Genomic DNA, 21,951 nt, shown 5'->3' with positions numbered 1-21,951 from the left:
ATGCGGGGGGTGGCGGGCGCGCCGGAGGCGGGCGTGGCGCGCGGCACGTACACCGGCAAGGTGCGCCTGCACCGGGGGCGGGTGCGGCTCAGGGTGCCCGAGGAGGGGCACCACCGGGCCGCCTCGCCCCTGGAGCTGTTCTTCGACCTGGTCTTCGTGGTTGCCGTCGCGGAGCTGACCCAGGTCCTGCTGCACGCCCCGACCTGGGCGGGGGTGCTGCGATTCGGGGCGCTGTTCGTCCCGATCTGGTGGGCCTGGGTCGGCTACTCCTTCTATGCCGACCGCTTCGACAACGACGACCGGATCTACCGGCTCATCATGATCATCGCGATGATGTCGGTCCTGTCGGTGTCGGTGGCCGTGCCCCAGGCCTTCGCGGGCACCGCCGGGGCGAAGCGCTTCGCCCTCGGCTATTTCCTCGTCCGCCTGATCCTGCTGGGTCTCTACCTGCGGGCCCACTACCACGTGCCCCGGGCCCGCACCCTGACCCGCCGCTTCCTCCAGGGCTACGGTCTCGGCGCCGCGGTCTGGGGAGCGTCGGCTCTGCTGCCGGCGCCCTACTGCTACGCCCTGTGGGCCGCGGGCCTGCTGGCGGAGCTCCTGACCCCCATCCTGTCCGCCTCCGCGGTGGCCCGGGTGCCGTTCAACGCCTCGCACATCCCGGAGCGGTTCGGTCTGTTCACGATCATCGTGCTCGGGGAGGTCGTGGCCCTCAACGCCACCGGGATAGCCGCCAGCGGTCTGCGGCCCCAGACCCTCGCCGTGGTGGCGGGCTCCTTCCTGATCGCCGCCTGCCAGTGGTGGCTCGTCTTCGACCACGTCGACGCCTCACCGCTGCGCAAATGGCGGCTGACCGGCCAGGCGTACGTCTACGGTCACGTCTTCGTGCACGGCGGCATCACCGTGACCGGCGTCGGCGGACTGCTCGCCGCGCAGGCGGCCAACGCCCGCGGCCACGGCCACGCGGCCCTGGCCGGCGGCCCGGTGCTGTGCTTCGGCATGGCCGTGTTCCTGCTCGGGGTGGGCGGCATCCACCTGACCAACGTGGGCGTACGGGGCGACCTGCGCGCCTGGTCCCGGCTCGGCCTCGGCGCGGTCTTCACCCTCTTCGGCGCAGCCGGCGCCGACCTGCCCACGCTCCTCCTGGAAGCGGTACTGGTGCTCGGCCTCTCCTGCCAGATCCTCATCGAAACCCGAGCCCCGGCGGTGCCCCACACCCTGCACGACACCTGACCCCCCTGGCGATGGCGAGTTCGTCGCAGGAGTCTGCCCGACCGCTCGCGCTCGGCGACGACGAGTCCACTGCATGAGGGCGCTGCCCTCCGGGCCCGGCGGCGAGTTCGTCACAGGAGCCCGCCCGGCTGCTCGCGCCCGGCGAGGGCGAGTTCGTTGTACGACGCTGCCCGGCCGCTCGCCCTCGGCGATGGCGAGTTCGTTGCACGAGGGCGCCCGACCGTCCGTGCTCGGCGATGGCGAGTTGCCGCACGAGGCTGCCCGGCCGCCCGCGCTCGGCGACGGCGAGTCGGCCGCCCGGAGGCGTCCTGTCACCCGCGCCCGGCGAGGGCGAGCTGACCGCGCGCGAGCGCCCCCCCAAGCCCCCCACCCGCGCCCGCCGGCGGCGAGTGCGCCCCACCGGGGCCACCCGCACCCGACGACGATTGCTGCACGGGTGGTGCGGGTGGGAAGACAGACCCGGCCGGAGGACGGGTGCCCGGTGCCCACCCACCCGCGCCGCCCCTCAGACCAGCACCCCCCGATAGACGTCCAACACCCTCTCCGCCGCCGCCCGCCAAGAGAACCGCTCCCGGGCCCGCACCCGCCCCGCCTCCCCCATCGCCCGCGCCCGCTCCGGCTCCCCGAGCAACCGGTTCACCGCAGCGGCGAACTCGGACGCGAACCGCTTGGGATCCAGCGGCGTCCCCGTACCGTCCCGCTCCTGCTCGACCGGCACCAGCAGACCGGTCACCCCGTCGTCCACCACCTCCGGTATCCCCCCGGTGGCGGTGGCCACCACGGCCGTGCCGCAGGCCATCGCCTCCAGATTGACGATGCCCATCGGCTCGTACAGCGAAGGACACACGAACACACACGCATGGGTGAGCAGTTGCCGCAACGAGACCGTGTCGAGCATGCCGTCGATGCGCACGACACCCCCTCGGCTCAGCCGCAACTCGTCGACCAGAGCGGCAGTCTCCGCCGCGATGTCCGGCGTGTCCGGCTGCCCGCAGCACAGCACCAGCTGGGCCGCGGGGTCCAACTCGAAGGCGGCACGCAGCAGATGGGGCAGCCCCTTCTGCCGGGTCACCCGCCCCACGAAGAGCACGATCGGCCGGTCCGGATCGATGCCGTACCGCTCCAGCGCGGCCGTGCCCGGGTCCGGCCGGTGCACCTCGGTGTCGATGCCGTTGTGCACGACGTGGACCCGCTCCGGGTCGACGTCCGGATACACGCGCAGCACGTCCTCGCGCATACCGTGCGACACGGCGATCACCGCGTCCGCCGTCGTCACGGCGGTGCGTTCCACCAGCGAGGACAGCCGGTAGCCGCCCCCCAGCTGCTCCGCCTTCCACGGCCGCAGGGGCTCGAGGCTGTGCGTGGTCACCACGTGCGGGATGCCGTACAGCGTCCGGGCCAGCTGGCCCGCGGAGTTCGCGTACCAGGTGTGACTGTGCACCAGGTCGGCCCCCTCGCAGCCGGCGCCCATCTCGATGTTCGTGGCGAGGGTGCGCAGTACGGGGTTGGCACCGTCCACCAGATGGGGTTCCCGGTACGCGGACACCCCCGGCTCCGGGCGCGGCTCGCCGAAGCAGCGCACCCGCAGGTCCACCAGGGTGCGCAGCTGCCGGGCGAGTTCCGTGACGTGCACACCGGCTCCGCCGTAGACGGCGGGCGGGAATTCCTTGGTGAGCAGATCCACGCGTGTGTTCATCCGTACTTCCTGACGTCTGCGGCCGTGAGCGGCGGTTTCCGTGCATGCCGAGGCCCGCTCTCCGAGAGGGGAGGCGCGGGGCGGAGCACGGGAAGGGGCATGTCCGTGCCTGGTGGTGCCCGGTGTGACCAGGGAATCCGCGGCCTCGCGACGACGGGGGTCGGCTTCGGAGGCCGCGGACCCCGAATCCACGCTAGAGCGATACGGGTGTGGCGCATGTCACGCCACCCGAGGGGGAATCGCTGGGGACATGACAGATGACGCAAGAGCGAGCAGGGGAGCGGCCGGGTTGTCGGACGAGGAACGTCTGGCCCAGCTCGGTTACACCCAGGTCCTCGCCCGCCGCATGTCGGCGTTCTCGAACTACGCCGTGTCCTTCACGATCATCTCGGTCCTGTCCGGCTGTCTCACCCTGTACCTCTTCGGCATGGTCACCGGCGGCCCCGCGGTGATCACCTGGGGCTGGGTGGCGGTCGGCCTGATGACCCTGTTCGTGGGCATCTCGATGGCCGAGATCTGCTCCGCCTATCCGACTTCGGCGGGCCTGTACTTCTGGGCCCACCGCCTCGCGCCCCCACGCTCGGCGGCGGCCTGGGCGTGGTTCACGGGCTGGTTCAACGTGCTGGGCCAGGTGGCCGTGACGGCGGGTATCGACTTCGGCGCGGCGTCCTTCCTCGGCGCCTATCTGAACCTCCAGTTCGACTTCGTCGTGACTCCGGGCCGTACGGTGCTGCTGTTCGCGGCCATCCTGCTGCTGCACGGCCTGCTGAACACCTTCGGCGTCCGCATCGTCGCGTTCCTGAACGGCGTGAGCGTCTGGTGGCACGTCCTGGGAGTCGCGGTGATCGTCGGCGCCCTGGCCCTCGTCCCCGACCACCACCAGTCGGCGTCCTTCGTGTTCACGAAGTTCGTCAACGGGACGGGCTGGGGCAGCGGCTTCTACGTGGTCCTGCTGGGCCTCCTCATGGCCCAGTACACCTTCACGGGTTACGACGCCTCCGCGCACATGACGGAGGAGACGCACGACGCGTCCACGGCGGGCCCGAAGGGCATCGTCCGCTCGATCTGGACCTCGTGGATAGCCGGCTTGGTCCTCCTGCTCGGCTTCACCTTCGCCATCCAGTCCTACGACAAGGAGCTGGCGTCCCCGACCGGCGCACCCCCCGCCCAGATCCTCCTGGACGCCCTGGGAGCGACGACCGGCAAGCTGTTGCTGCTGGTCGTGATCGGCGCCCAGCTCTTCTGCGGGATGGCCTCGGTCACCGCCAACAGCCGGATGATCTACGCCTTCTCGCGCGACGGCGCGCTGCCCTTCTCACGCATCTGGCACACGGTCAGCCCCCGCACCCGCACCCCCGTGGCCGCGGTCTGGCTGGCCGCGCTCGGCGCCCTCGCCCTCGGCCTTCCGTACCTCATCAACTCCACGGCCTACGCGGCGGTGACCTCGATCGCGGTGATCGGCCTCTACATCGCCTACGTCATCCCGACCCTGCTGCGGGTACGCAAGGGTGAGGCCTTCGAGCGCGGCCCCTGGCACCTGGGCCGCTGGTCGGTCCCGATCGGCATCGTGTCCGTCATCTGGGTCGCGGTGATCACGATCCTCTTCATGCTCCCCCAGGTCTCCCCGGTCACCTGGAAGACCTTCAACTACGCCCCGGTCGCCGTCCTGGTCGTCCTCGGCTTCGCCGCCACGTGGTGGCTGGCCTCGGCCCGCCACTGGTTCCTCGACCCGGCCCGGACCCGGTCCCCCGAACTGGTCGAAAAGTAACCTTCACCCTCCTGACGCGGCCGCGTCCTCGATACCCGATCGGCGACACGGCCTCGTCCGGCTATGCTCGGACAGGCAACATCGCCTGGGCCCTTAGCTCAATTGGCAGAGCAGTGGACTTTTAATCCATTGGTTGTGGGTTCGAGTCCCACAGGGCCTACGGCTGCGGGGGGAGGGTTGATCCCCTCCGACCTGCCACGCAGCGCCCGGATCGGCTTCGGCCGGCCCGGGCGCTGAGTCGTTCTCAAACGCCTTGGTCGTGGGGCTTGCAGCCTTGCCGGGCAGGCGAGTTCGGCCACGGCGCCGAGCCCCGGCCGGCTACGTCGGGTTGACGGCCATGGTGAAGGCCGCGTCCCGGCGGGCGCCCTCCCAGTTGTGCCAGACGTGGATGTGGACGGGCCTCGCGTCCCGGCCGCCGTTGATGTCCCACTCGGCCATCAGCTCGCCGGCGACGAGGGCCGCGGCGTACTCGGCGTCCTGGCCGGGGCCGTGAGTGGTGATCCTTCCGCGCCACTGGTTGGGGTGGATGCCGTACGTGCGACACCCGTCGGAGCCGCAGGGCTCGTCCACCCGGTACGCCCACCGTGTCGTCCTGCTCGTGGTCCCGTTCGTCTCGAGGAGGGATATGCGCTGATCGAGGGCGGTGCCGTCGTGGGGGAGGGCGGCCGGCCGGCCGTCGACACCCAGTCGCCGTGCGATGGCCTCCCCTGCCAGCTGCGCGTAGAGCCCCATGATGCGGAGGTCCTGTTCGGGCGGCCGGCCGGGCTGTGACGTGTGAGTCGAGATGATGCCGATCAGCTGCCCGGTGTGATCGACCAATGGAGTGGACAGGACCGAGCGGACACCTGCGGCACGAAAGATCTTCTGGTGGGGTGCGAAGGCCGGGTCGTCGCGCACGTCCGCCGCGACCGCCTGGGTGCATTGCCGGGCGGCCCGTCCGCAGACGGAGTGCTCGTCATGGACGACCGCGAAGTGGTCGAGGAACTCGCGGCCGAAGCCGGACTGGGTGACCAGGACCAGTGAGTCGTCGAGAGGGTCCACGAACTGGATGTTCCCGAACTCGGCGCCCGTGAGTGCCATCGCTCCTGAGGCGATCCGCGGAAGCACTGCGGCCAGCTGAGGGGCGTCGCGCAGTTCCGCCGCTTCGTCCTGGAGGCTCTTGAGGGCCGATGGCTCGTCCAGGCTGAGGGCGACCCATGCGGCGAGCTGGTCGGCTCTCTCCGTGTCGGCCACCTTGCGCGCAGGCCGTGGGCGCGCAGAACCATACGAGGCCGTCACATGCTCGAGCGGCCTCACGAGGTTGTGAGTATGGCTCATGTGCACCACACCCTCGATCGGGTGCCTTTGCGATGAGTTTACGTCTCCGCCGCCGCCCTGGACAGTGCGACATTTCAGAGCCCCGGCGCCGACGAAAGGCCGAGGCGGCCCCCGCATGATCGCCGGCTCCGCAAACGACGCGGGTACCATCACGGGGTGAACTCCTACTGGCACGTCGTTCTGCCGCCGCTCTGCGCCTGACCGGGCGCAGACACCGACGGTTCTACTCCTGACCCCGGCCGACCCGCAGGGCGGCGAGGGGCCTGTCGTGCGCCCGTTTCGGATCCAGTCCCGGAGCGACATTCGACGACGGAAGTTCACGACGTGCCGAACCGCACCACCCCTCTGACTCCCGCGCGCCCGGCCACCGCCGGCCCGCGTCCTTCTCGCGCGGGCCTTCTCGCCGGCCCCGCTCCCATCCTGACCTCGGCCCTGCTGTGGGGCACGACCGGGACCGCCGCCTCCTTGGCGCCCGCCGGCGCACCGGCGGCCGCCATCGGCGGTGCCGGGCTCGCCCTCGGCGGCATCCTGCTGTTCCTCGTCTCGCGCGGCGCCCGCTCGCTTCCCGCCGCCTGCACGCGCGCCGAGCGACGGCTGCTCGTCCTCGGCGCGCTCGCGGTGGCGGGTTATCCGGTCACCTTCTATCCGGCGGTGGCCCGGACCGGCGTGGCCGTGGCCACCGTGATCGCGCTGGGCAGCGCGCCGGTCTTCGCCGGCCTGCTGACCTGGATCACCGGACGGGCCCGGCCGAGCGCACGCTGGACCGGCGCCACCGTGGCCGCGGTACTCGGCTGCACCCTTCTGGTGCTGGGGCCCGAGCTGACCGGCCGTGCCGCGCCGATCGATCCGACGGGCGTCGTCCTCGCCGCGTGCGCCGGACTGTCGTACGCCGTCTACGCGTCGATCGGCGGCGGGCTCATCACCCGCGGGCATCCGTCCGACGCGGTGATGGGTGTGCTGTTCGGCGCGGCCGGGCTGCTCGTCCTGCCGTTCGTCGTGTTCGCCGGCAAGGGGTGGCTCGCCACCACCCGGGGCGCGGCGGTCGCGGTGTATCTCGCCGTGTTCACCGTCTGCCTGGCCTACCGGCTCTTCGGGCACGGGCTGCGCCGCACCCCGGCGTCGATGGCCACCTCGCTGACGCTGGCCGAGCCCGCCGTGGCCGCGGTCCTGGGCGTCACGGTCCTCGGCGAGCGCCTGCCGGCAGTCTCCTGGGGCGGGCTGGCCGTACTGGGTTCCGGCCTGGTTCTGCTTGCCGTTCCCGTCGGCGCGGGTGGCCGGGGCCGGTAGCCGCCGGGCACTCCTTCGGGCCGGTCCCGGTCGTTCCGGGGCCGGCTCGGGGTTCAGCCCGCGCTCAGCTCCGTCAGCTCTCCGAGCGGCAGCGTGTGCTGGGTCTGCAGGACCTTGGCGCGCAGGTACCGGACGTTGTGGGCCGTGGTGAAGACGCCGGTCGGCACCCGGTCCCGGACGACGACACCGAGCGAGCGCAGCTGCTCCGCCTTGTCGGGGTTGTTGGACAGGAGGTCCAGCTGCCCGATGCCGAGGGCATGCAGCATCTGTGCGGCGGCCGTGTAGTCGCGGGCGTCCTCCGGGAGGCCGAGCGCGGCGTTCGCCTCGTAGGTGTCGAGGCCCTGGTCCTGGAGGGCGTAGGCGTCGAGCTTGTTGTAGAGGCCGATGCCGCGCCCCTCCTGGCGGAGGTAGAGCAGGACGCCCCCGCGCTCGGCGATCCTCTCTACCGCCTCGCGCAGCTGGGGACCGCAGTCACAGCGGGCCGAGCCGAAGACGTCCCCGGTCAGGCACTCGGAGTGCAGCCGGACCAGCGGGACGGGGCCGGGGTCGCCGAGGACGACTGCCACGTGCTCCTGGCCGTCGGCCAGTCCGTGGAAGGTGACGAGTTCGGCGTCGACGCGGTAGCCGTCGTGGAAGTGCAGCGGTACCCGGACGCGGGCGCGCGGCGTGGCGGCGGGGGTGTCGGGCATGCAGGTCCTCCGAGTGAGCTTGCTTCATATTTGAAGCAGTCGGTCGCAGGGACCCTACCCCATGCTTAAAAGTTAAAGCAATTGGTTTCGGGTGCGGTTCAGGAGTCGGCCGGCGGGGACGAGGAACAGGACGACCGGCGCCGCCACGGGACGTCGCCCGCACCGGCCTCGGTGTCGTCGCCCTGCAGTCCGCGCGTGATCCCCGTGCAGATCTCCTCCAGCTGCCCCACCTGCTCGGGTGTGAGCCGGTCGAACAGGGTCGCGCGGACCGTCTCGACATGCCCGGGCGCCGTACGCTCCAGTACGGCCACCCCCTCGTCGGTCAGCACCGCGAGGCTGCTGCGCTTGTCCCAGCGGCAGTCCTCGCGCCGCACCAGCCCGTCCCGCTCCAGCCGGGTCACCGCGTACGTCAGTCTGCTGCGCGTGATCTTCAGCGTCTCGGCGAGGTCGGTCATGCGCAGGCGCCGGTCGGGCGCCTCGGAGAGGTTGGCCAGCACGGAGTAGAACAGGTGGGGCATGCCGGCCTCCTGCTGGAGCTGCCGGTCGATCGCGTCCTCCAGGAGCTGGGAGGCGGCGATGAAGGCGCGCCAGGCGCGCTGCTCCTCGGGGGTGAGCCAGCGGGTCGTCATGCAGCCAGTGTAAGTTTGTTTCAAACTTGAACCAAGACCTCCAGGTCGTGACCGCTCGCCAGGGAGACCGCGCCGATGCCGTACCCGTACGTCCTGCTGTCCGCCGCCGTCTCCCTCGACGGCTACCTGGACGACACCGGCCCCGACCGGCTCCTGCTCTCCAGCCCGGCCGACTTCGACCGGGTCGACGAGGTACGGGCCTCGGTCGACGCCATCCTGATCGGCGCCGGCACCATCCGTGCCGACAACCCGCGCCTGCTGGTGAACTCACCCGCGCGAAGGGCGGCCCGCACCGCCGACGGCCGGCCCGAATACCCCCTGAAGGTCACCGTCACCGCATCCGGCGACCTCGACCCGGCCGCCAAGTTCTGGCACACCGGCGGCGAGAAGCTCGTGTACACGACGGACGAGGGCTGCGAGCGGGCCGCCCGCGCCCTCGGCGGGACCGCCGACGTGGTCTCCCTCGGCCCCGGCCTCGACTGGCGCGCCCTGCTGGAGCACCTGCACGACGTGCGCGGGGTGCGGCGTCTGATGGTCGAGGGCGGCGGCACCGTCCACACCCAGCTGCTCCAGCAGGGCCTCGCCGACGAGGTCCAGCTGGTCCTCGCCCCGCTGTTCGTCGGCGACCCGGCGGCTCCGCGCCTGTTCGGCCCGGGGGCGTACCAGGGCGGCCGGCTCCGCCTCACCGAGACCCGCCGGATCGAGGATGTCGTCCTCATGCACTACGAGCCCACCGCACCCGGCACCGGCCCGGAACCCGTCGCCGCCGACCGCCACTGGCTGCGCACCGCCTGCGAACTCGCCGCCCTGTGCCCGCCCTCGCGGACCGCCTTCAGTGTCGGGGCCGTGGTGGTCGCGGCCGACGGCGCGGAGCTGGCCCGCGGTCACTCGCGCGAGGGCGGCGACGCCGTGGTGCACGCGGAGGAGGCGGCCCTCGCGAAGATCGACCCCGCCGACCCGCGGCTGCCCGGCGCCACCGTCTACAGCAGCCTGGAGCCCTGCACCCGCCGCGCCTCCCGCCCCGCCCCCTGCGCCGAGCTGATCCTGCGGGCGGGCGTACGGCGGGTGGTGACGGCCTGGCGGGAGCCGGACACCTTCGTGACGGCGGCGGACGGGACCGGGGTGCTGCAGAGCGCGGGTGTGGCGGCCGTGGTGCTGCCGGAGTACGAGGCCCTGGCGAAGGAGCCGAACGCCCACCTGCTGCCCTGAGCGACACCTCGCGGATACCTGTGCGCATCGTGTCCTGCGGATGGCGTATGCTTGAGACACAACGACGCGGGGTGGAGCAGCTCGGTAGCTCGCTGGGCTCATAACCCAGAGGTCGCAGGTTCAAATCCTGTCCCCGCTACTGAAGGCTCAGGGCCGGAATCCAGCAATGGATTCCGGCCCTGAGTGTTTCCCGGCGTCCCCCGGTGAAACGCAGGGCATCCCTCGGCGGAACGTAGAGTGGCATGCGTCACAGTCGGTCATCCGCTCGGTCCACAGCAGTCGCCCGCCCTTTCCGCTCCCGCCACGCTGGACGCAGGTCAAGGACACGGGAGACGAGCAGTGCGCCCTGGTGAGCTGGAGGAGAGCCCGTACGCCTGGGCCGACGGCCGACTCCCGGGCGAGCCCGGCCTGGACGCCGGCCCGGACCGCGCACCCCTGCCGCCGGACGGCCACCGCGTCCGCCCGCCCACCCCGCGAGCCCTGGCCCGCGCCCTGCCCGCCCTCCTGATCGCCGCCGGGATCGGGTACGACCTGCTCACCCCGCGCGCCTTCACCGCCGTGCCCTTCTTCACGGCCGCCCCACTGATCGCCGCGCCCCTGTCGTCGCTGCGCACCACGCTCCTCACCGGCCTCGCCGCCCTGGCGGCCACCGTCGTCGCCCGCACCCAGTTCGATCCCGCCATGGACGTGCACACGATCACGGAGGTCGTCACCGTGGCCACGGTCGCCGTGCTGGCCGCCACCATCAACCGTGTCCTGCGCCTCGGCGACCGGCGGCTCGCCTCCGCCCGGGAGATCGCCGAGGCCGCCCAGCGGGCCGTCCTGCCCGAACCGGACGACCGCATCGCCGGCTTCGACATCGCGGCCCGGTACGAGGCGGCGCAGGAGGACGCCTTCATCGGCGGTGACCTGTACGCGGTGCAGGACAGCCCGCACGGGGTACGGCTGGTCGTCGGGGACGTGCGCGGCAAGGGCATGGGCGCGGTCGCGGCCGTGGCCGTGGTCATCGGGGCGTTCCGGGAGGCCGCCGAGCAGGAGGCCACGCTGGAGGCGGTGGCCGCGCGGCTGGAGCGGGCCCTGGCCCGCGAGGGCACCCGGCGGGACGGGATCGACGCCTTCGAGGGCTTCACCACCGCCGTCCTCGCCGAACTGCCGCACGGCGGCAGCGGCGACGGTGTGGTCCGGATCGTCAACCGCGGCCACCCGCCACCGCTGCTGTTGCACGAGGACGGCACCCTGCGCACGCTGGCGGCGCGTGATCCCGCGCTGCCGCTCGGCATGGCGGACCTCGGCCGGTGGCCCGACCGCGCGACCGAGTCCGGCTTCCCGAGCGGCGCCACCCTGCTGCTCTACACGGACGGCCTGTCCGAGGCCCGTGACGCCCACGGCCGCTTCTACGACCCGCCGCGCCGGCTCGCCGGACGCCGCTTCCCCGACCCCCGCTCCCTGCTCGGCCGCCTCGCCGCGGAGGTGCGAAGGCACTCCGGGGGCGGGATGGCGGACGACATGGCGCTGCTGGCCGTACGGCGGCCCTGACATCCTGCCGGTGTCACCCAAGGTGATCGGACGGACGCCCTCCGCATAACATCTGAGACACCATCAAAACTGCCGAGACTCCTGGACGTCGGTCAACTCGCCCGTTTTCCACCGGTCGTGACGCCTACGTCCGCCCCGAAATCCGTTAATGATCAAGCAGAACGGCTTGGAATCTGACGTCCGGGTCTATTAACGTTCGATAACGCAGCGCGGTCGTCCCAGCCGTCACAAGAGGCGGCTCCGTGCGCACGCGCCGAATCCCGCAAGGGAACCGGGGAACCACCACCTTGGGGTGAATCACGCGGATGCCGCCGTGGAAGCACGGCAGGTATACGCGCGTAGGAGACCTTCCTGCTCCGAACCCGTCAGCTAACCCGGTAGGCGGAGGAAGGAAAGGAGTGCGCCTTCGTGGCGTCCAACCGGCCTGCCCCAGAAGCCCCGTTCATGCCGAGCGAGACCGAGACGTTCAGTTACTTCGGCGCTCAGCGCACCGACGAGGGCCCCTGGGAAGAGTGGAACCCCACCGAGGAGTCCATACGGCCGGTACGCGGGCGGCACCGCGTCGCGAAGCAGCGCGGCGGCGGACTCGCCCGCAGCTCCACGGTCCTCGGCGTCGGTGTCATCGCCGCCGTCGGCGCGGGCGGCATGGCCAGCGCCCACACCGGCAAGCCGCCGGTCTCCATCTCCATGCCCGACCTGGACTCCGTCGGCTCCCTGTTCGACGGCGGGTCCTCCGACGCGTCCAAGGCCACCACGGCCTCGCTGAGCAACGTCGGCACGACCGACGCCGACAGCGACCAGGGCGACGCGGGCGAGGCCCTGCGCAACCGCATCATGGCCCAGGCCGAGCAGCAGCAGAGCAAGGCCGACACCAAGGCCACCGCGGTGGCGGCGGCCGCCGCCGAGAAGCAGGCCGCCGAAGCGGCCGCCAAGGCGCAGAAGGCCGCCTCGGCCAAGGCCGCCGAGGCCAAGAAGGAGGCCGAGGCCGCGGCCAAGAAGAAGGCCGAGGAAGAGCGCCTGGCCGAGCTGGCCAAGCAGTACAAGCTCCCGGTCGTCTCGTACACGATCACCGGCACCTTCGGCCAGCCCGGATCGATGTGGTCCTCCGGCTACCACACCGGCCTCGACTTCGCCGCGCCCACCGGCACCCTCATCAAGGCCATCCACAGCGGCACCATCACCCAGGCGGGCTGGGCCGGCGCCTACGGCTACCGCACCGTCCTCACCCTGGACGACGGCACCGAGCTGTGGTTCTGCCACCAGTCCTCGATCGGTGTCTCCGTCGGTCAGAAGGTCAGCACCGGCGACGTCATCGGCCGCGTCGGCGCCACCGGCAACGTCACCGGCCCGCACCTCCACCTGGAGGTCCACCCGGGCGGGCAGGCCACCGGCATCGACCCGATGACGTGGCTGCGCGGCAAGGGCCTCACCCCCTGAGCGGCCCGCCGGCCCGTGCCTGATTCATCCCTCATCCGGTCCCCGGCCCACCTGTTCGCACTCCGTTCGCAGCAATCCCGGAATGGGCGGGACGGGAGTGATCGTTGAACTGAAGCATGAACGGCTCTCACGCTTCCCTGCGCACACTCGGCTCCTCCGGCCTCCAGGTCTTCCCCCTCGCCCTCGGCGGCAACGTCTTCGGCTGGACCGCCGACGAGGAGACCTCCTTCGCCGTCCTCGACGCCTACACGGCCGCCGGCGGCAACTTCGTCGACACCGCCGACGCCTACTCGGCGTGGATCGAGGGCAACAAGGGCGGGGAGTCCGAGACGATCATCGGCAAGTGGGTCAAGGCCCGCGGTAACCGCTCCGACGTCGTGATCGCGACCAAGGTCAGCCAGCACCCCGAGTACCAGGGCCTGAGCGCGGCCAACATCAAGGCGGCAGCCGACGCCTCCCTGCGCCGCCTGGACACCGACTACATCGACCTCTACTACACCCACTTCGACAACCCCGAGGTGCCGGTCGAGGAGATCATCGGCGCCCTCGACGAGCTGGTGAAGGCGGGCAAGGTCCGGCACATCGCCGCCTCGAACATCTCGCCGGAGCGCCTCCAGGCCTCCCTGGACTTCTCCGACCGCGAGGGCCTGGCCCGGTACGTCGCCCTCCAACCCCACTACAACCTGGTCTCCCGCGACACCTACGAGGGCCCGCTGCAGGACCTCGCCGGCCGTGAGGGCCTCGCGGCTGTCCCGTACTTCGCCCTCGCCTCCGGGTTCCTCACCGGGAAGTACCGCCCCGGTGCGGCGGTCGAGAGCGCCCGCGCCGGTTCGGCAGCCAAGCACCTGGAGTCCGAGCGCGGCCGGCGGGTCCTCACCGCCCTGGACGAGATCGCCGCAGCCCACGAGGCCCCCGTCGCCACGGTCGCCCTCGCCTGGCTGGCCGCCCAGCCGACGGTGACGGCCCCGATCGCGTCGGCGCGGACGGTGGAGCAGTTGCCGGCGCTGCTGGGGGTGGGGGAGCTGGTGCTGGCCAAGGAGGAAGTGGACCGCCTGACCGAGGCTTCCGCCTGATCTCCCGGCCTGCGCCGTGACGGCGCTCGGCCGTGACGGCGCTCGGCCGTGACGGCGCTCGGCCGTGACGGCGCTCGGCCGTGACGGCGCTCGGCCGTGACGGGCGTGAGCCGGTGGTGCCGGACCTCGCGCAGCCGGTACGGCTAGGACCGATACGGGTTGTGGGCGGGGTGGGGTGCCGCCGGCCGGCCGTACCAGTAGGGCGCCGGCGCCGCGTACAACGGCCGGGCCGGCGCGGACACCCTCGCCGCGTACTCCAGAGCGGGCCGGGCGACGCCCCTGCGCTGCCACAGCTCGGCGAGCAGTTCCTGCTCCCGTACGACGAAGTCGGCCCCGGCCCGCCCCCGCCGCCCCCGGTGCCGCAGGAACGCCAGCGAGGTGGCGTACGCCTCGTACTGCGCCACGGCCCGGGCCGCGGGCCGCCCGCCGAAGTGCCGGCGGGCGTGGTCCCGGGCCGTCCGCCGCGCCCGCATCGACCCGAGCACGAACGGCTCGGCCGGCCCCAGCCACCCGGCGTACACATACGCCGGCAGCTCCTCCCGCACGGTGCGCAGCTCCCGCTGCCGCGTCCAGATCGCGAGCCACGTCAGCAGCCCGAAGGCGGGCAGCATGAAGGCGCCGTAGACGGCGAAGAACCCGAACTCGCCGAAGGACGAGGAGCCGTTCCAGAACGCGTGCATGCTCATCGCGAGCAGCAGCCCGCCGAGCGGAAGCAGGGCGCGCCTGGCGTGCTGCCGTTCCGAGGAGAGCGCGGAGATCCCGAAGCCGATGCCGGTCAGCACGGTGAACAGGGGATGCGCGAACGGGGACATCACGATGCGCACGAAGAAGGTGGCGGCGGTGACGGAGGCGATGCCGCTGTCACCGGTGAGCTGGTCGGTCCCGAAGGCCGTGCCCAGGTAGAGGATGTTCTCGGTGAACGCGAACCCGGTGGCGGTGACCCCGGCTATCACGACACCGTCGACGATCCCGGTGAAGTCGCGCCTGCGGAAGAGGAAGACCAGCAGCACGGACGCGGCCTTGGCGGACTCCTCCACTATGGGCGCGATCACGGTCGCGCCCAGGGTGTCGGCACTGGCGGGGTCGGCGGTCGAGGTGGCGATCCACTTCGTGGCGAAACTGTTCGCGACGATGGCGATCAGCGCAGCCGCACAGGCGCCCCAGGCGAACGCGAAGACCAGATTCCGCCAGGGGCCCGGTTCGACCCGGTCCAGCCAGCGGAAGGCGGCTATGAGCCAGGGCACGGGCAGCACGGCGAGGCCCAGCCCGACCAGGAATCCCTCCGTGCCGGTCTGCCGGCGCACCAGCGCGAGGATCACCAGGCCGGACAGCGCAAGCAGCGTGATCAGCGCTCCGTAGCGCACCCACCGGCGCTGCCACCAGTGCGGATGCGCTCCGCTTCCGGGGCCGGGGGAGTAGGTCGGGTACGGAGGACTGATGGCCACGGCATCGACCCTAACGATGACAGGACGAAGGGGGCTGCTACTGCTGCTGATGCGGTACGCGACGGAACAGCAGATCGTTCACCACATGTCCCTTGTCCAGTCCCTGCCCCTCGAAACGGGTCAGCGGCCGGAACTCGGGACGCGGCGAGAAACCGCCGTCGGCCTGGGTGTTCTCGAAGTCGGGGTGCGCGGCGAGCACTTCGAGCATCTGCTCGGCGTACGGCTCCCAGTCCGTCGCGCAGTGCACGATCGCTCCGGGCTTCAGCCGGGTCGCGGCCAGCGACAGGAACTCGGGCTGGATCAGCCGCCGCTTGTGGTGCCGCTTCTTGGGCCAGGGGTCCGGGAAGTACACGCGCAGCCCGTCGAGCGAGTCGGGCCGGAGCATCTCCCGGAGCAGGATGATCGCGTCCCCGTTGCCGACCCGGACGTTGGACAGCCCGTTCCGGTCGGCCAGATTGAGCAGGTTCCCCTGCCCCGGCGTGTGCACGTCCACGGCGAGGACGTTCGTGTCCGGGTCCCCGGCGGCCATCTGCGCGGTGGCCTCGCCCATGCCGAACCCGATCTCCAGCACGACGGGCCTGTCGTTCCCGAACAGCTCGCCGAGATCGATGACGCACTGCCCGTCGATGTCCAGCCCCCACTGGGGCCACAGCCGCTGCAGCGCGTCCGCCTGCCCGGCCGTCACCCGGCTCCGGCGCGGCTGGAAGCTCCGGATCCGCCGCTCGAAGTGCGACCCGGCGGGATCGGCCTTGGGCCCGTCCGGGAACCGCGGCTCCCCCTTGGTCCGGCTGTGCCGGACGGACACACCGGGAACATGCGACGACACCGGCTCGGCAGCACCGGACCGGGAGGCTTCGGGGGCGTTAAGGGAGTCAGACACAGTGCCTCGATTTTACGGCGCCTCTCCGCCGGCCCGAGCCGGGGCGGGACGGCGCCTTCTCGATCTACCGAGTCGGGGGGCGGGTGGGCAAACGGGGTTCCAGGGGGCGGAGCCCCCTGGTAAGGCACTACGGCGAACCGAGCATCTCCAACACCCGACGCCCAACCTCCCGGCCGATCGGCAGCGAAGCGGTGGCCGCCGGAGACGGCGCGTTGAGCACATGCACGGCCCGGGCCCCCTCCCGGATCAGGAAGTCGTCCACCAGCGTCCCGTCCCGCAGCACCGCCTGCGCCCGCACCCCGGCAGGGGCCCGCACCAGATCCTCCTCCTCCGCCGCGGGCAACAACCTCCGCACCGCCTGCAGGAACGCTCCCTTGGACACCGACCGCCGCAGCTCTCCCGCCCCGTACCGCCAGTGCCGCCTGGCGATCACCCAGGACCCCGGCCACGCGACCGTCCCGGCCAGCTCCCGGGGCCGTACGACCCCCCACCCGTACCCCTCCCGGGCCAGCGCCGGCACCGCGTTGGGTCCGATGTGCACGCCGCCGTCGATCCCGCGGGTCAGATGCACGCCGAGGAACGGGAACGCCGGATCCGGCACCGGATACACCAGCCCCCGCACCAGCTCGGGCCGCGCCAGCTCGTAGTACTCCCCCCGGAACGGCACGATCCGCACCTCGGGCTCGTCCCCGGTGAGCCGGGCCACCTCGTCGCAGTACAGCCCGGCGCAGTTCACCAGCACCCGCCCGCGCACGACGTCCCCGCCCGAGGTGAGCACGGCCACACCCTGCTCCGGCCGCCGGTCCACCCGTACGACCCGGGCCCCGTAACGGATCTCCGCTCCCGAGGCCCGCGCCAGCTGCCGGGCGACACCCACGAAGTCGCACACGCCGGTCGTGCCGACGTGTATGGCCGCGAGTCCCCGGACCTCCGGCTCGTACTCGGCGATCTGCGCGATGCCCAGCTCCCGCACCGGGATGCCGTTCTCCCGCCCGCGCTGGACGAGCGCGTGCAGCCGCGGCAGCTCCTCCCGCTCGGTGGCGACGATCAGCTTGCCGGTGACGGCGTGCGCGATGCCGTACTCGGCGCAGAACTTGACCATCTCGGCCGCGCCCCGCACCGCGTACTGCGCCTTGAGCGAGCCCGGCCGGTAGTAGATGCCGCTGTGGATGACCCCGCTGTTGCGCCCCGTCTGGTGCCGGGCCGGGCCCGGTTCCTTCTCCAGCACGGTCACCCGTGTCCCCGGCGCGGCCCGCGTGATCGCATACGCCGTGGACAGCCCGACGATCCCACCTCCGACCACGAGCACATCACAGTCGTACGCCCCGACCCGCACCGTGCACCACCTCCCACCTCGATAGTGCACTGCGCCACTGACAGTGCCTTCAAACGCGGGAGGGGTGTCGCGCGCCTACGCCGGAGCCATCAGCAACGGCCTGGCCCGCTCCCGCAGCTCCACCACTCTCGGTTCGTCTCCGTACGGCTCCAGCCGGTGCAGAAGATCCTTCACGTACTCGGTGGTCCGGGCGGAAGAGATCCGTCCGGCCACCTCCACGGCCCGTACCCCCTGCTCGCACGCCGCATCCAGATTCCCCGACTCCAGCTCGGCGACGGCGGAGACGACGAGCCGCAGTCCGTGCGACCGCACGAACTCCTCCGTCGGCTTGGACAACGCCTGCTCGGTGAACCTCCGCACCTGCCGAGGCGCCTTCAGGTCCCGGTAGCACTCCGCAGCATCAGCGGCAAAACGATCGTATCCATAGAAACCAAGCCAAGAAGGATCGCTGTCACCCTCCCGTGACCGCTCCAGCCACCCCTCGGCGGCCTTCAGCGCAGCGCCGGCGGCCTGCGCATCCCCAGCGCGCGCGTGCGCCCGCGCCTCCACCAGCCGGAAGAAACTCATCGTGCGCGCGGTCGCCAGCCCCCGGTTGCGCTCCAGGGCGGCCTGCGCCAGATCGACGCCTTCGTCGCCGAAGCCCCGGTACGTCGCCTGCAGCGACATGGAGGCCAGCACATAGCCCCCGAGCGGGACGTCCGCGGCCGCGCGCGCGAGCCGCAGCGCCTGGATGTAGTACCGCTGCGCCGCCTCCTGCTGGCCGGTGTCGAAGGCCATCCAGCCCGCGAGCCGGGTGAGTTCGGCGGTGGCCCCGAACAGGGCGCGGCCGACCTCGTCGGAGTACGAGCCGAGCAGCAGCGGCGCCGCCTCCACCCTCAAGCACTCGGGCACCATCGACGAACGCCAGTCGCCGCCTCCGTACTTGGAGTCCCAGCGCCTGGCGTCCTCCGCGGCCTCCCGCAGCTTCTGCACATCGCTGTGGCCGACTTTGATCGGTGCACCGGACTCCTCGGCAGAGTTCGCCTCCCGCGCGACCGAACTGTCGGCGGGGGTTATCAGCCATCGCGAGGCAGGCGTTGCGTACGCGCTCACTGCGAACGACCCGGCGAGCGACTGCCAGATGCCCCCGGAGCCGGCCCGGCGCCCTGCGAGGTCGAGCCGGTACAGCTCAGTGGCCGACTTCACCGCCTGTCCCACGTCCCTGGGGAAGGCGAGACCCACTTCGGGTGCGGGGTCCGCGTCCGCCAGGCCTATCTCGTGGAGCGGCACCGGGCGGCCGAGCTTCTGGCCGATGGCGGCCGCGATGAGGTGCGGCGCCGCGCCCTGCGGCACCATCCCCTTCGACACCCAGCGCGCCACCGAGGTCTTGTCGTAGCGAAGCGTCAACCCGCGTTGAGCGCCAAGATCGTTGACGCGTCGTGCGAGTCCTGCATTGCTGATTCCCGCGAGGGCGAGAACGGTGCCGAGTTTCTCGTTCGGCCCGCGTTGCTCCCTGGACATGCGCCACCCCTCGACACAGACGGCTGCCGCACTGGCATAACCGTGCGGCATTCGTAAACCCAGCGTAGTTCGCCGCATCCCAAGCGTTAAGGGGCATTGTTCCGGTTGGCGGGATTGTGGTCCGTACGCGAGTGCGGCCCTGTACGCACCGTGCACACGCTGTCGCGTCGTGCCCCTGTCCGTGTGGCCGTGCGCCCGTCCGTGCGCTCTTCTCCGGCCATCTGGGGAGCGGTTCCATGGGTGATGCGTGGGTCGGCCCGCTGTACTGGATCCAGCGGGCTGGGGGACACCGCCACCTTCATCCCCGCGGGTGGCGGACCGGTCCGGGAGGCGATGCCCGCCTCCCGGACTGTGCGCGTTCCGGTCCCGCCGGGCGCTCCGCAGGCCTGTACGGAGCGTGCTCGCTTTCGTGCGGCCGCCGCTGATTTGGCTGAAAATCGACCCAGGTCCCAGCGGGTGATTTCCGCTCCCACCATGGGACTTGAGGGCGTGAAGGGTGTTTTCGGGGCGCATATCGGGGGCGCATTCGCGTCGCACCCACCTGGCACTCTGCCACCATCCACTGCGTGTCGTACGGGCGTTCAGCCGCTCACCCCTCGCCCGCCCGCGCGGCTTCCCGTCGGCGTCCGCCCGGTGTCCGCCCGACGTTCCCTCGATCGAAGGCGGTGCCACCGCCCCTCCACAGCGCGTTCTTCATGGCAGCATGGGGACCCGGTTTCTGCGGTGCGCTGGTTGTCCACAGGCTGTGGAGGTGTCGATGCGGTGGTTGGTGGGTTGGAGCAGCACCGCCACGGGCGCCTCCGGAATCGGCTCCGCGGGCGCCACCGGGTACGACGGCGAGACCCTGCACCCGGTCGGCTCCCAACTTCTGTGGGGCGACCCCGATCCCCTGTGGGCCGTCGGCGACTGGCGCCCTGACGAGGTGCGGGTGGTGAAGGCCGACGCGCAGAACAGGATCGCCGTCCTCGGCACCTGCGGCGCGACCGACGAGGAGCTGCGGCGCGGACTGTTCACCGCGCGCGGGGGCGCACTGCGCCACCTGACCACCTGGCCCGGCAGTTACACGGCCGTCGTCCAGGTGGGCCGCCGGATCACCGTCTGCGGCGATCTCGCGGGCGCCCGCCCGGTGTTCCACACGCCCTGGGCCGGCGGTACGGCCTACGCCACCGCCGCGCTGCCGCTCGCCGACCTCATCGAGGCCAACCTCGACTTCGGCCACCTGGCGGCCCTGCTCGCCGCCCCCGACGTCCCGGCAGCCCTGCGCGACACCACCCCGTACGACGGCGTTCGGCGCATTCCGCCGGGGCATGCCCTCGTCCTGCGCGCCGGAGCACGCGAGATCGCCGGGTACGAGCCGGTCGCCTCCCTCGCGGTGGCCGCGCCCCCGGCGGACCCCGACCGCGCCGTGGACGCCGTACGGGACGCGCTCGTCGAGGCGGTGCGCGCGCGGCTGTCGGCGCCGCGGCACGTGCCCGACCTCGACCCGGGGCCGGTGCCGGGCATGGGCCCCGCGGAGCGGCGGGCCGCGCGCGGGATGCCGGTGCCGGGGATCGGCGCCGACCTGTCCGGCGGACCGGCCTCCGGCACGCTGGCGCTGCTGGCCGCAGGACTGCCCGGCCGGCCGGGCACGCTGCTCGGCCACGGCACGGGCGCCGGGGAACGGCTGCTCGCCGTCACCTTCAACGACCTGGCCGTCGGCGGCCGCGAGGCCGAACTGGAGCGCGCGGGAGCCCTCGCGGCCGGCCCGCGGCTGCACCACGTGGTGGTGACCGGCGGCGAGGAGACCCTGCCGTACGCCGACCTCGACGGCCCCCTCACCGACGAGCCGGGCCCCTCCCTGGTCACGGCCGCCCGGCACCGCGCCCGGCTCGCCGCCGGCAGCGCCGACCACTTCACCGGCCACGGCGCCCGCCAGGTCCTGGACGCCCACCCCGCCCGCCTCGCGGACCTCCTCATGGACCGCAAACGACGCCACCTGGTGCGGCCGGTCGCTGCGCTCACCCGGGCCGAGGGCTCGGTGATGGTTCCCGCGCGCGTGTACGGCGCGGCCCGGCGGCTGGCGCGCACTCCGTACCGGGCGGGCCTGGAGCTGCTCGCCGAGCGGCTGATCCGGCACCGCTTCGACGAGCCCGGGGGCGCCGTCGGCGCGTCCCTCGCCGCGCTGACCTGGGGGAGACCGGGGCCGGCGGCGCGCTGGCTGACGGGGGAGGCACTGGCTGAAGTATCGGTTCTGCTCCAGAGTGGGGCGGAGCGCTCACCCGGCGGCTCCGCCCAGCGCCCCGGGGAGTTCCGCGCGCGTGCCGTCCTGGCCCGCCACGCGGCCGACCTGCGCGTCCTCGAACAGGCCGCCGAGATCCGCTCCCAGCGGCTGCACGCGCCCTTCCTCGACAACCAGGTCGTCCGCGCCTGCCGCGCCCTCCCCGAGGCCCTGCGCGTCCAGCCCGGTGCCCGCTCCGCCGTCCTGGGCACGGTCCTGGAGGGCGCCGGCGTCGCGGGCCTCCCGCCCGGCTGGGGCACCCCCTCCCACGGCTCCTCCGCGGCGGCCGCGCGCGCGGGGCTGCGCATGGCGGCGGACTCCCTGGTGGACCTCTTCTCCACGCCCCTCCTGGCCGAGGCCGGTCTGGTGGAGGCCCGGGTGGTCCGCAAGGCCCTCCGGGCGGCGGCTGAGGGTGCACCGCTCCCCCTGGACGGCCTGGCCGACCTGATCTCCGTCGAGGTCTGGCTCCGCCGCCTCCTCTCCCGCCGGGGCACCTGCTGGACGGGCACGCCCGCACGCGCGCGTGCCGTACCCGAGGGCATCACGCCGCGCCGCGGCGCCCTGGGCGCGGGAGCCGCGGGAGCCGCGGGACTGACCGGCTAGGCGGCCGTACGACCCCGTGCGGCGCACGCAAACCCCCGTGCCTCCGCTCCCGCCTC

16 protein-coding genes, 2 tRNA genes and 1 riboswitch are annotated in these 21,951 nt (G+C 72.4%); of the genes, 10 read left to right on the top strand and 8 right to left on the bottom strand.

The annotated features are described in order from the left end of the window. Positions 1–1,233, top strand: a complete 1,233-nt coding sequence (locus tag FB157_RS37105; protein WP_145885128.1) for a low temperature requirement protein A — start codon at positions 1–3, stop codon at positions 1,231–1,233. A 505-nt stretch (positions 1,234–1,738) separates the two neighbouring features. Here FB157_RS37105 and glgA read toward each other — a convergent pair. Next, complete coding sequence (glgA, locus tag FB157_RS37100) at positions 1,739–2,929, bottom strand: glycogen synthase (RefSeq protein WP_145885127.1); 1,191 nt, start codon at positions 2,927–2,929, stop codon at positions 1,739–1,741. A gap of 250 nt (positions 2,930–3,179) precedes the next feature. Between glgA and FB157_RS37095 the strand changes: the two genes are divergently transcribed. Continuing rightward, positions 3,180–4,697: an amino acid permease gene (locus FB157_RS37095; RefSeq protein ID WP_145885126.1), complete on the top strand. Its 1,518-nt coding sequence runs from the start codon at positions 3,180–3,182 to the stop codon at positions 4,695–4,697. Positions 4,698–4,784: 87 nt separating this feature from the next. Next, a tRNA-Lys gene (locus tag FB157_RS37090) sits at positions 4,785–4,857 on the top strand. Positions 4,858–5,015: 158 nt separating this feature from the next. Here the strand turns inward: FB157_RS37090 and FB157_RS37085 are convergent. Then, on the bottom strand, positions 5,016–5,930 hold the full coding sequence (locus FB157_RS37085; RefSeq protein WP_186581859.1) for a GAF domain-containing protein: 915 nt from the start codon (positions 5,928–5,930) through the stop codon (positions 5,016–5,018). A gap of 408 nt (positions 5,931–6,338) precedes the next feature. On the opposite strand from FB157_RS37085, the gene FB157_RS37080 reads away from it, so the two are divergent. Next, positions 6,339–7,301: an EamA family transporter gene (locus FB157_RS37080; protein ID WP_145885124.1), complete on the top strand. Its 963-nt coding sequence runs from the start codon at positions 6,339–6,341 to the stop codon at positions 7,299–7,301. A 53-nt stretch (positions 7,302–7,354) separates the two neighbouring features. Here the strand turns inward: FB157_RS37080 and ribA are convergent, their stop codons facing one another. Both ribA and FB157_RS37070 read right to left on the bottom strand, forming a co-directional pair. After that, positions 7,355–7,990, bottom strand: a complete 636-nt coding sequence (gene ribA / locus FB157_RS37075; RefSeq protein WP_145885123.1) for a GTP cyclohydrolase II — start codon at positions 7,988–7,990, stop codon at positions 7,355–7,357. A gap of 98 nt (positions 7,991–8,088) precedes the next feature. Beyond that, positions 8,089–8,619: a MarR family winged helix-turn-helix transcriptional regulator gene (locus tag FB157_RS37070; RefSeq protein ID WP_145885122.1), complete on the bottom strand. Its 531-nt coding sequence runs from the start codon at positions 8,617–8,619 to the stop codon at positions 8,089–8,091. A 75-nt stretch (positions 8,620–8,694) separates the two neighbouring features. Here FB157_RS37070 and FB157_RS37065 point away from each other — a divergent pair, with 75 nt between their 5' ends. The 5 genes from FB157_RS37065 (at position 8,695) to FB157_RS37045 (ending at position 13,874) form a co-directional block, all read left to right on the top strand. Further along, positions 8,695–9,828 carry a dihydrofolate reductase family protein gene (locus tag FB157_RS37065; RefSeq protein ID WP_145885121.1) on the top strand — a complete coding sequence of 378 codons (1,134 nt, stop codon included), beginning with the start codon at positions 8,695–8,697 and terminating at the stop codon, positions 9,826–9,828. A 65-nt stretch (positions 9,829–9,893) separates the two neighbouring features. Then, positions 9,894–9,967: transfer RNA gene (locus tag FB157_RS37060), tRNA-Met, on the top strand. 200 nt (positions 9,968–10,167) lie between these two features. Further along, on the top strand, positions 10,168–11,364 hold the full coding sequence (locus FB157_RS37055; protein WP_145885120.1) for a PP2C family protein-serine/threonine phosphatase: 1,197 nt from the start codon (positions 10,168–10,170) through the stop codon (positions 11,362–11,364). A gap of 241 nt (positions 11,365–11,605) precedes the next feature. Continuing rightward, positions 11,606–11,765: riboswitch (cyclic di-AMP (ydaO/yuaA leader) on the top strand. A 7-nt stretch (positions 11,766–11,772) separates the two neighbouring features. Further along, on the top strand, positions 11,773–12,801 hold the full coding sequence (locus FB157_RS37050) for a M23 family metallopeptidase (RefSeq protein WP_145885119.1): 1,029 nt from the start codon (positions 11,773–11,775) through the stop codon (positions 12,799–12,801). Positions 12,802–12,917: 116 nt separating this feature from the next. Beyond that, a complete protein-coding gene (locus FB157_RS37045; RefSeq protein ID WP_145885118.1) occupies positions 12,918–13,874 on the top strand; it encodes an aldo/keto reductase in 957 nt (318 codons plus the stop codon). A gap of 143 nt (positions 13,875–14,017) precedes the next feature. On the opposite strand, the gene FB157_RS37040 is transcribed toward FB157_RS37045, so the two are convergent. The 4 genes from FB157_RS37040 to FB157_RS37025 all read right to left on the bottom strand — a co-directional run bounded on the left by FB157_RS37040 (position 14,018) and on the right by FB157_RS37025 (position 19,035). Next, on the bottom strand, positions 14,018–15,319 hold the full coding sequence (locus FB157_RS37040) for a PrsW family intramembrane metalloprotease (RefSeq protein ID WP_145885117.1): 1,302 nt from the start codon (positions 15,317–15,319) through the stop codon (positions 14,018–14,020). Between the two features lie 37 nt (positions 15,320–15,356). Beyond that, positions 15,357–16,199, bottom strand: a complete 843-nt coding sequence (trmB, locus tag FB157_RS37035) for a tRNA (guanosine(46)-N7)-methyltransferase TrmB (RefSeq protein ID WP_145885116.1) — start codon at positions 16,197–16,199, stop codon at positions 15,357–15,359. 127 nt (positions 16,200–16,326) lie between these two features. Then, positions 16,327–17,535 (bottom strand): L-2-hydroxyglutarate oxidase, encoded by a 1,209-nt coding sequence (lhgO, locus tag FB157_RS37030; RefSeq protein WP_145885115.1) that lies wholly within the window; start codon positions 17,533–17,535, stop codon positions 16,327–16,329. A 75-nt stretch (positions 17,536–17,610) separates the two neighbouring features. Next, positions 17,611–19,035, bottom strand: a complete 1,425-nt coding sequence (locus FB157_RS37025; RefSeq protein WP_145885114.1) for an MFS transporter — start codon at positions 19,033–19,035, stop codon at positions 17,611–17,613. Between the two features lie 757 nt (positions 19,036–19,792). On the opposite strand from FB157_RS37025, the gene FB157_RS37020 reads away from it, so the two are divergent. Next, positions 19,793–21,895 (top strand): asparagine synthase-related protein, encoded by a 2,103-nt coding sequence (locus tag FB157_RS37020; RefSeq protein ID WP_145885113.1) that lies wholly within the window; start codon positions 19,793–19,795, stop codon positions 21,893–21,895. The last annotated feature ends 56 nt before the right edge of the window (positions 21,896–21,951 follow it).

The organism is Streptomyces sp. BK340, from assembly GCF_007827595.1.
Classification (GTDB): domain Bacteria; phylum Actinomycetota; class Actinomycetes; order Streptomycetales; family Streptomycetaceae; genus Streptomyces.
Note: the sequence above shows the minus strand (reverse complement) of the source record. Positions and strands in the feature narration are given on the sequence as shown.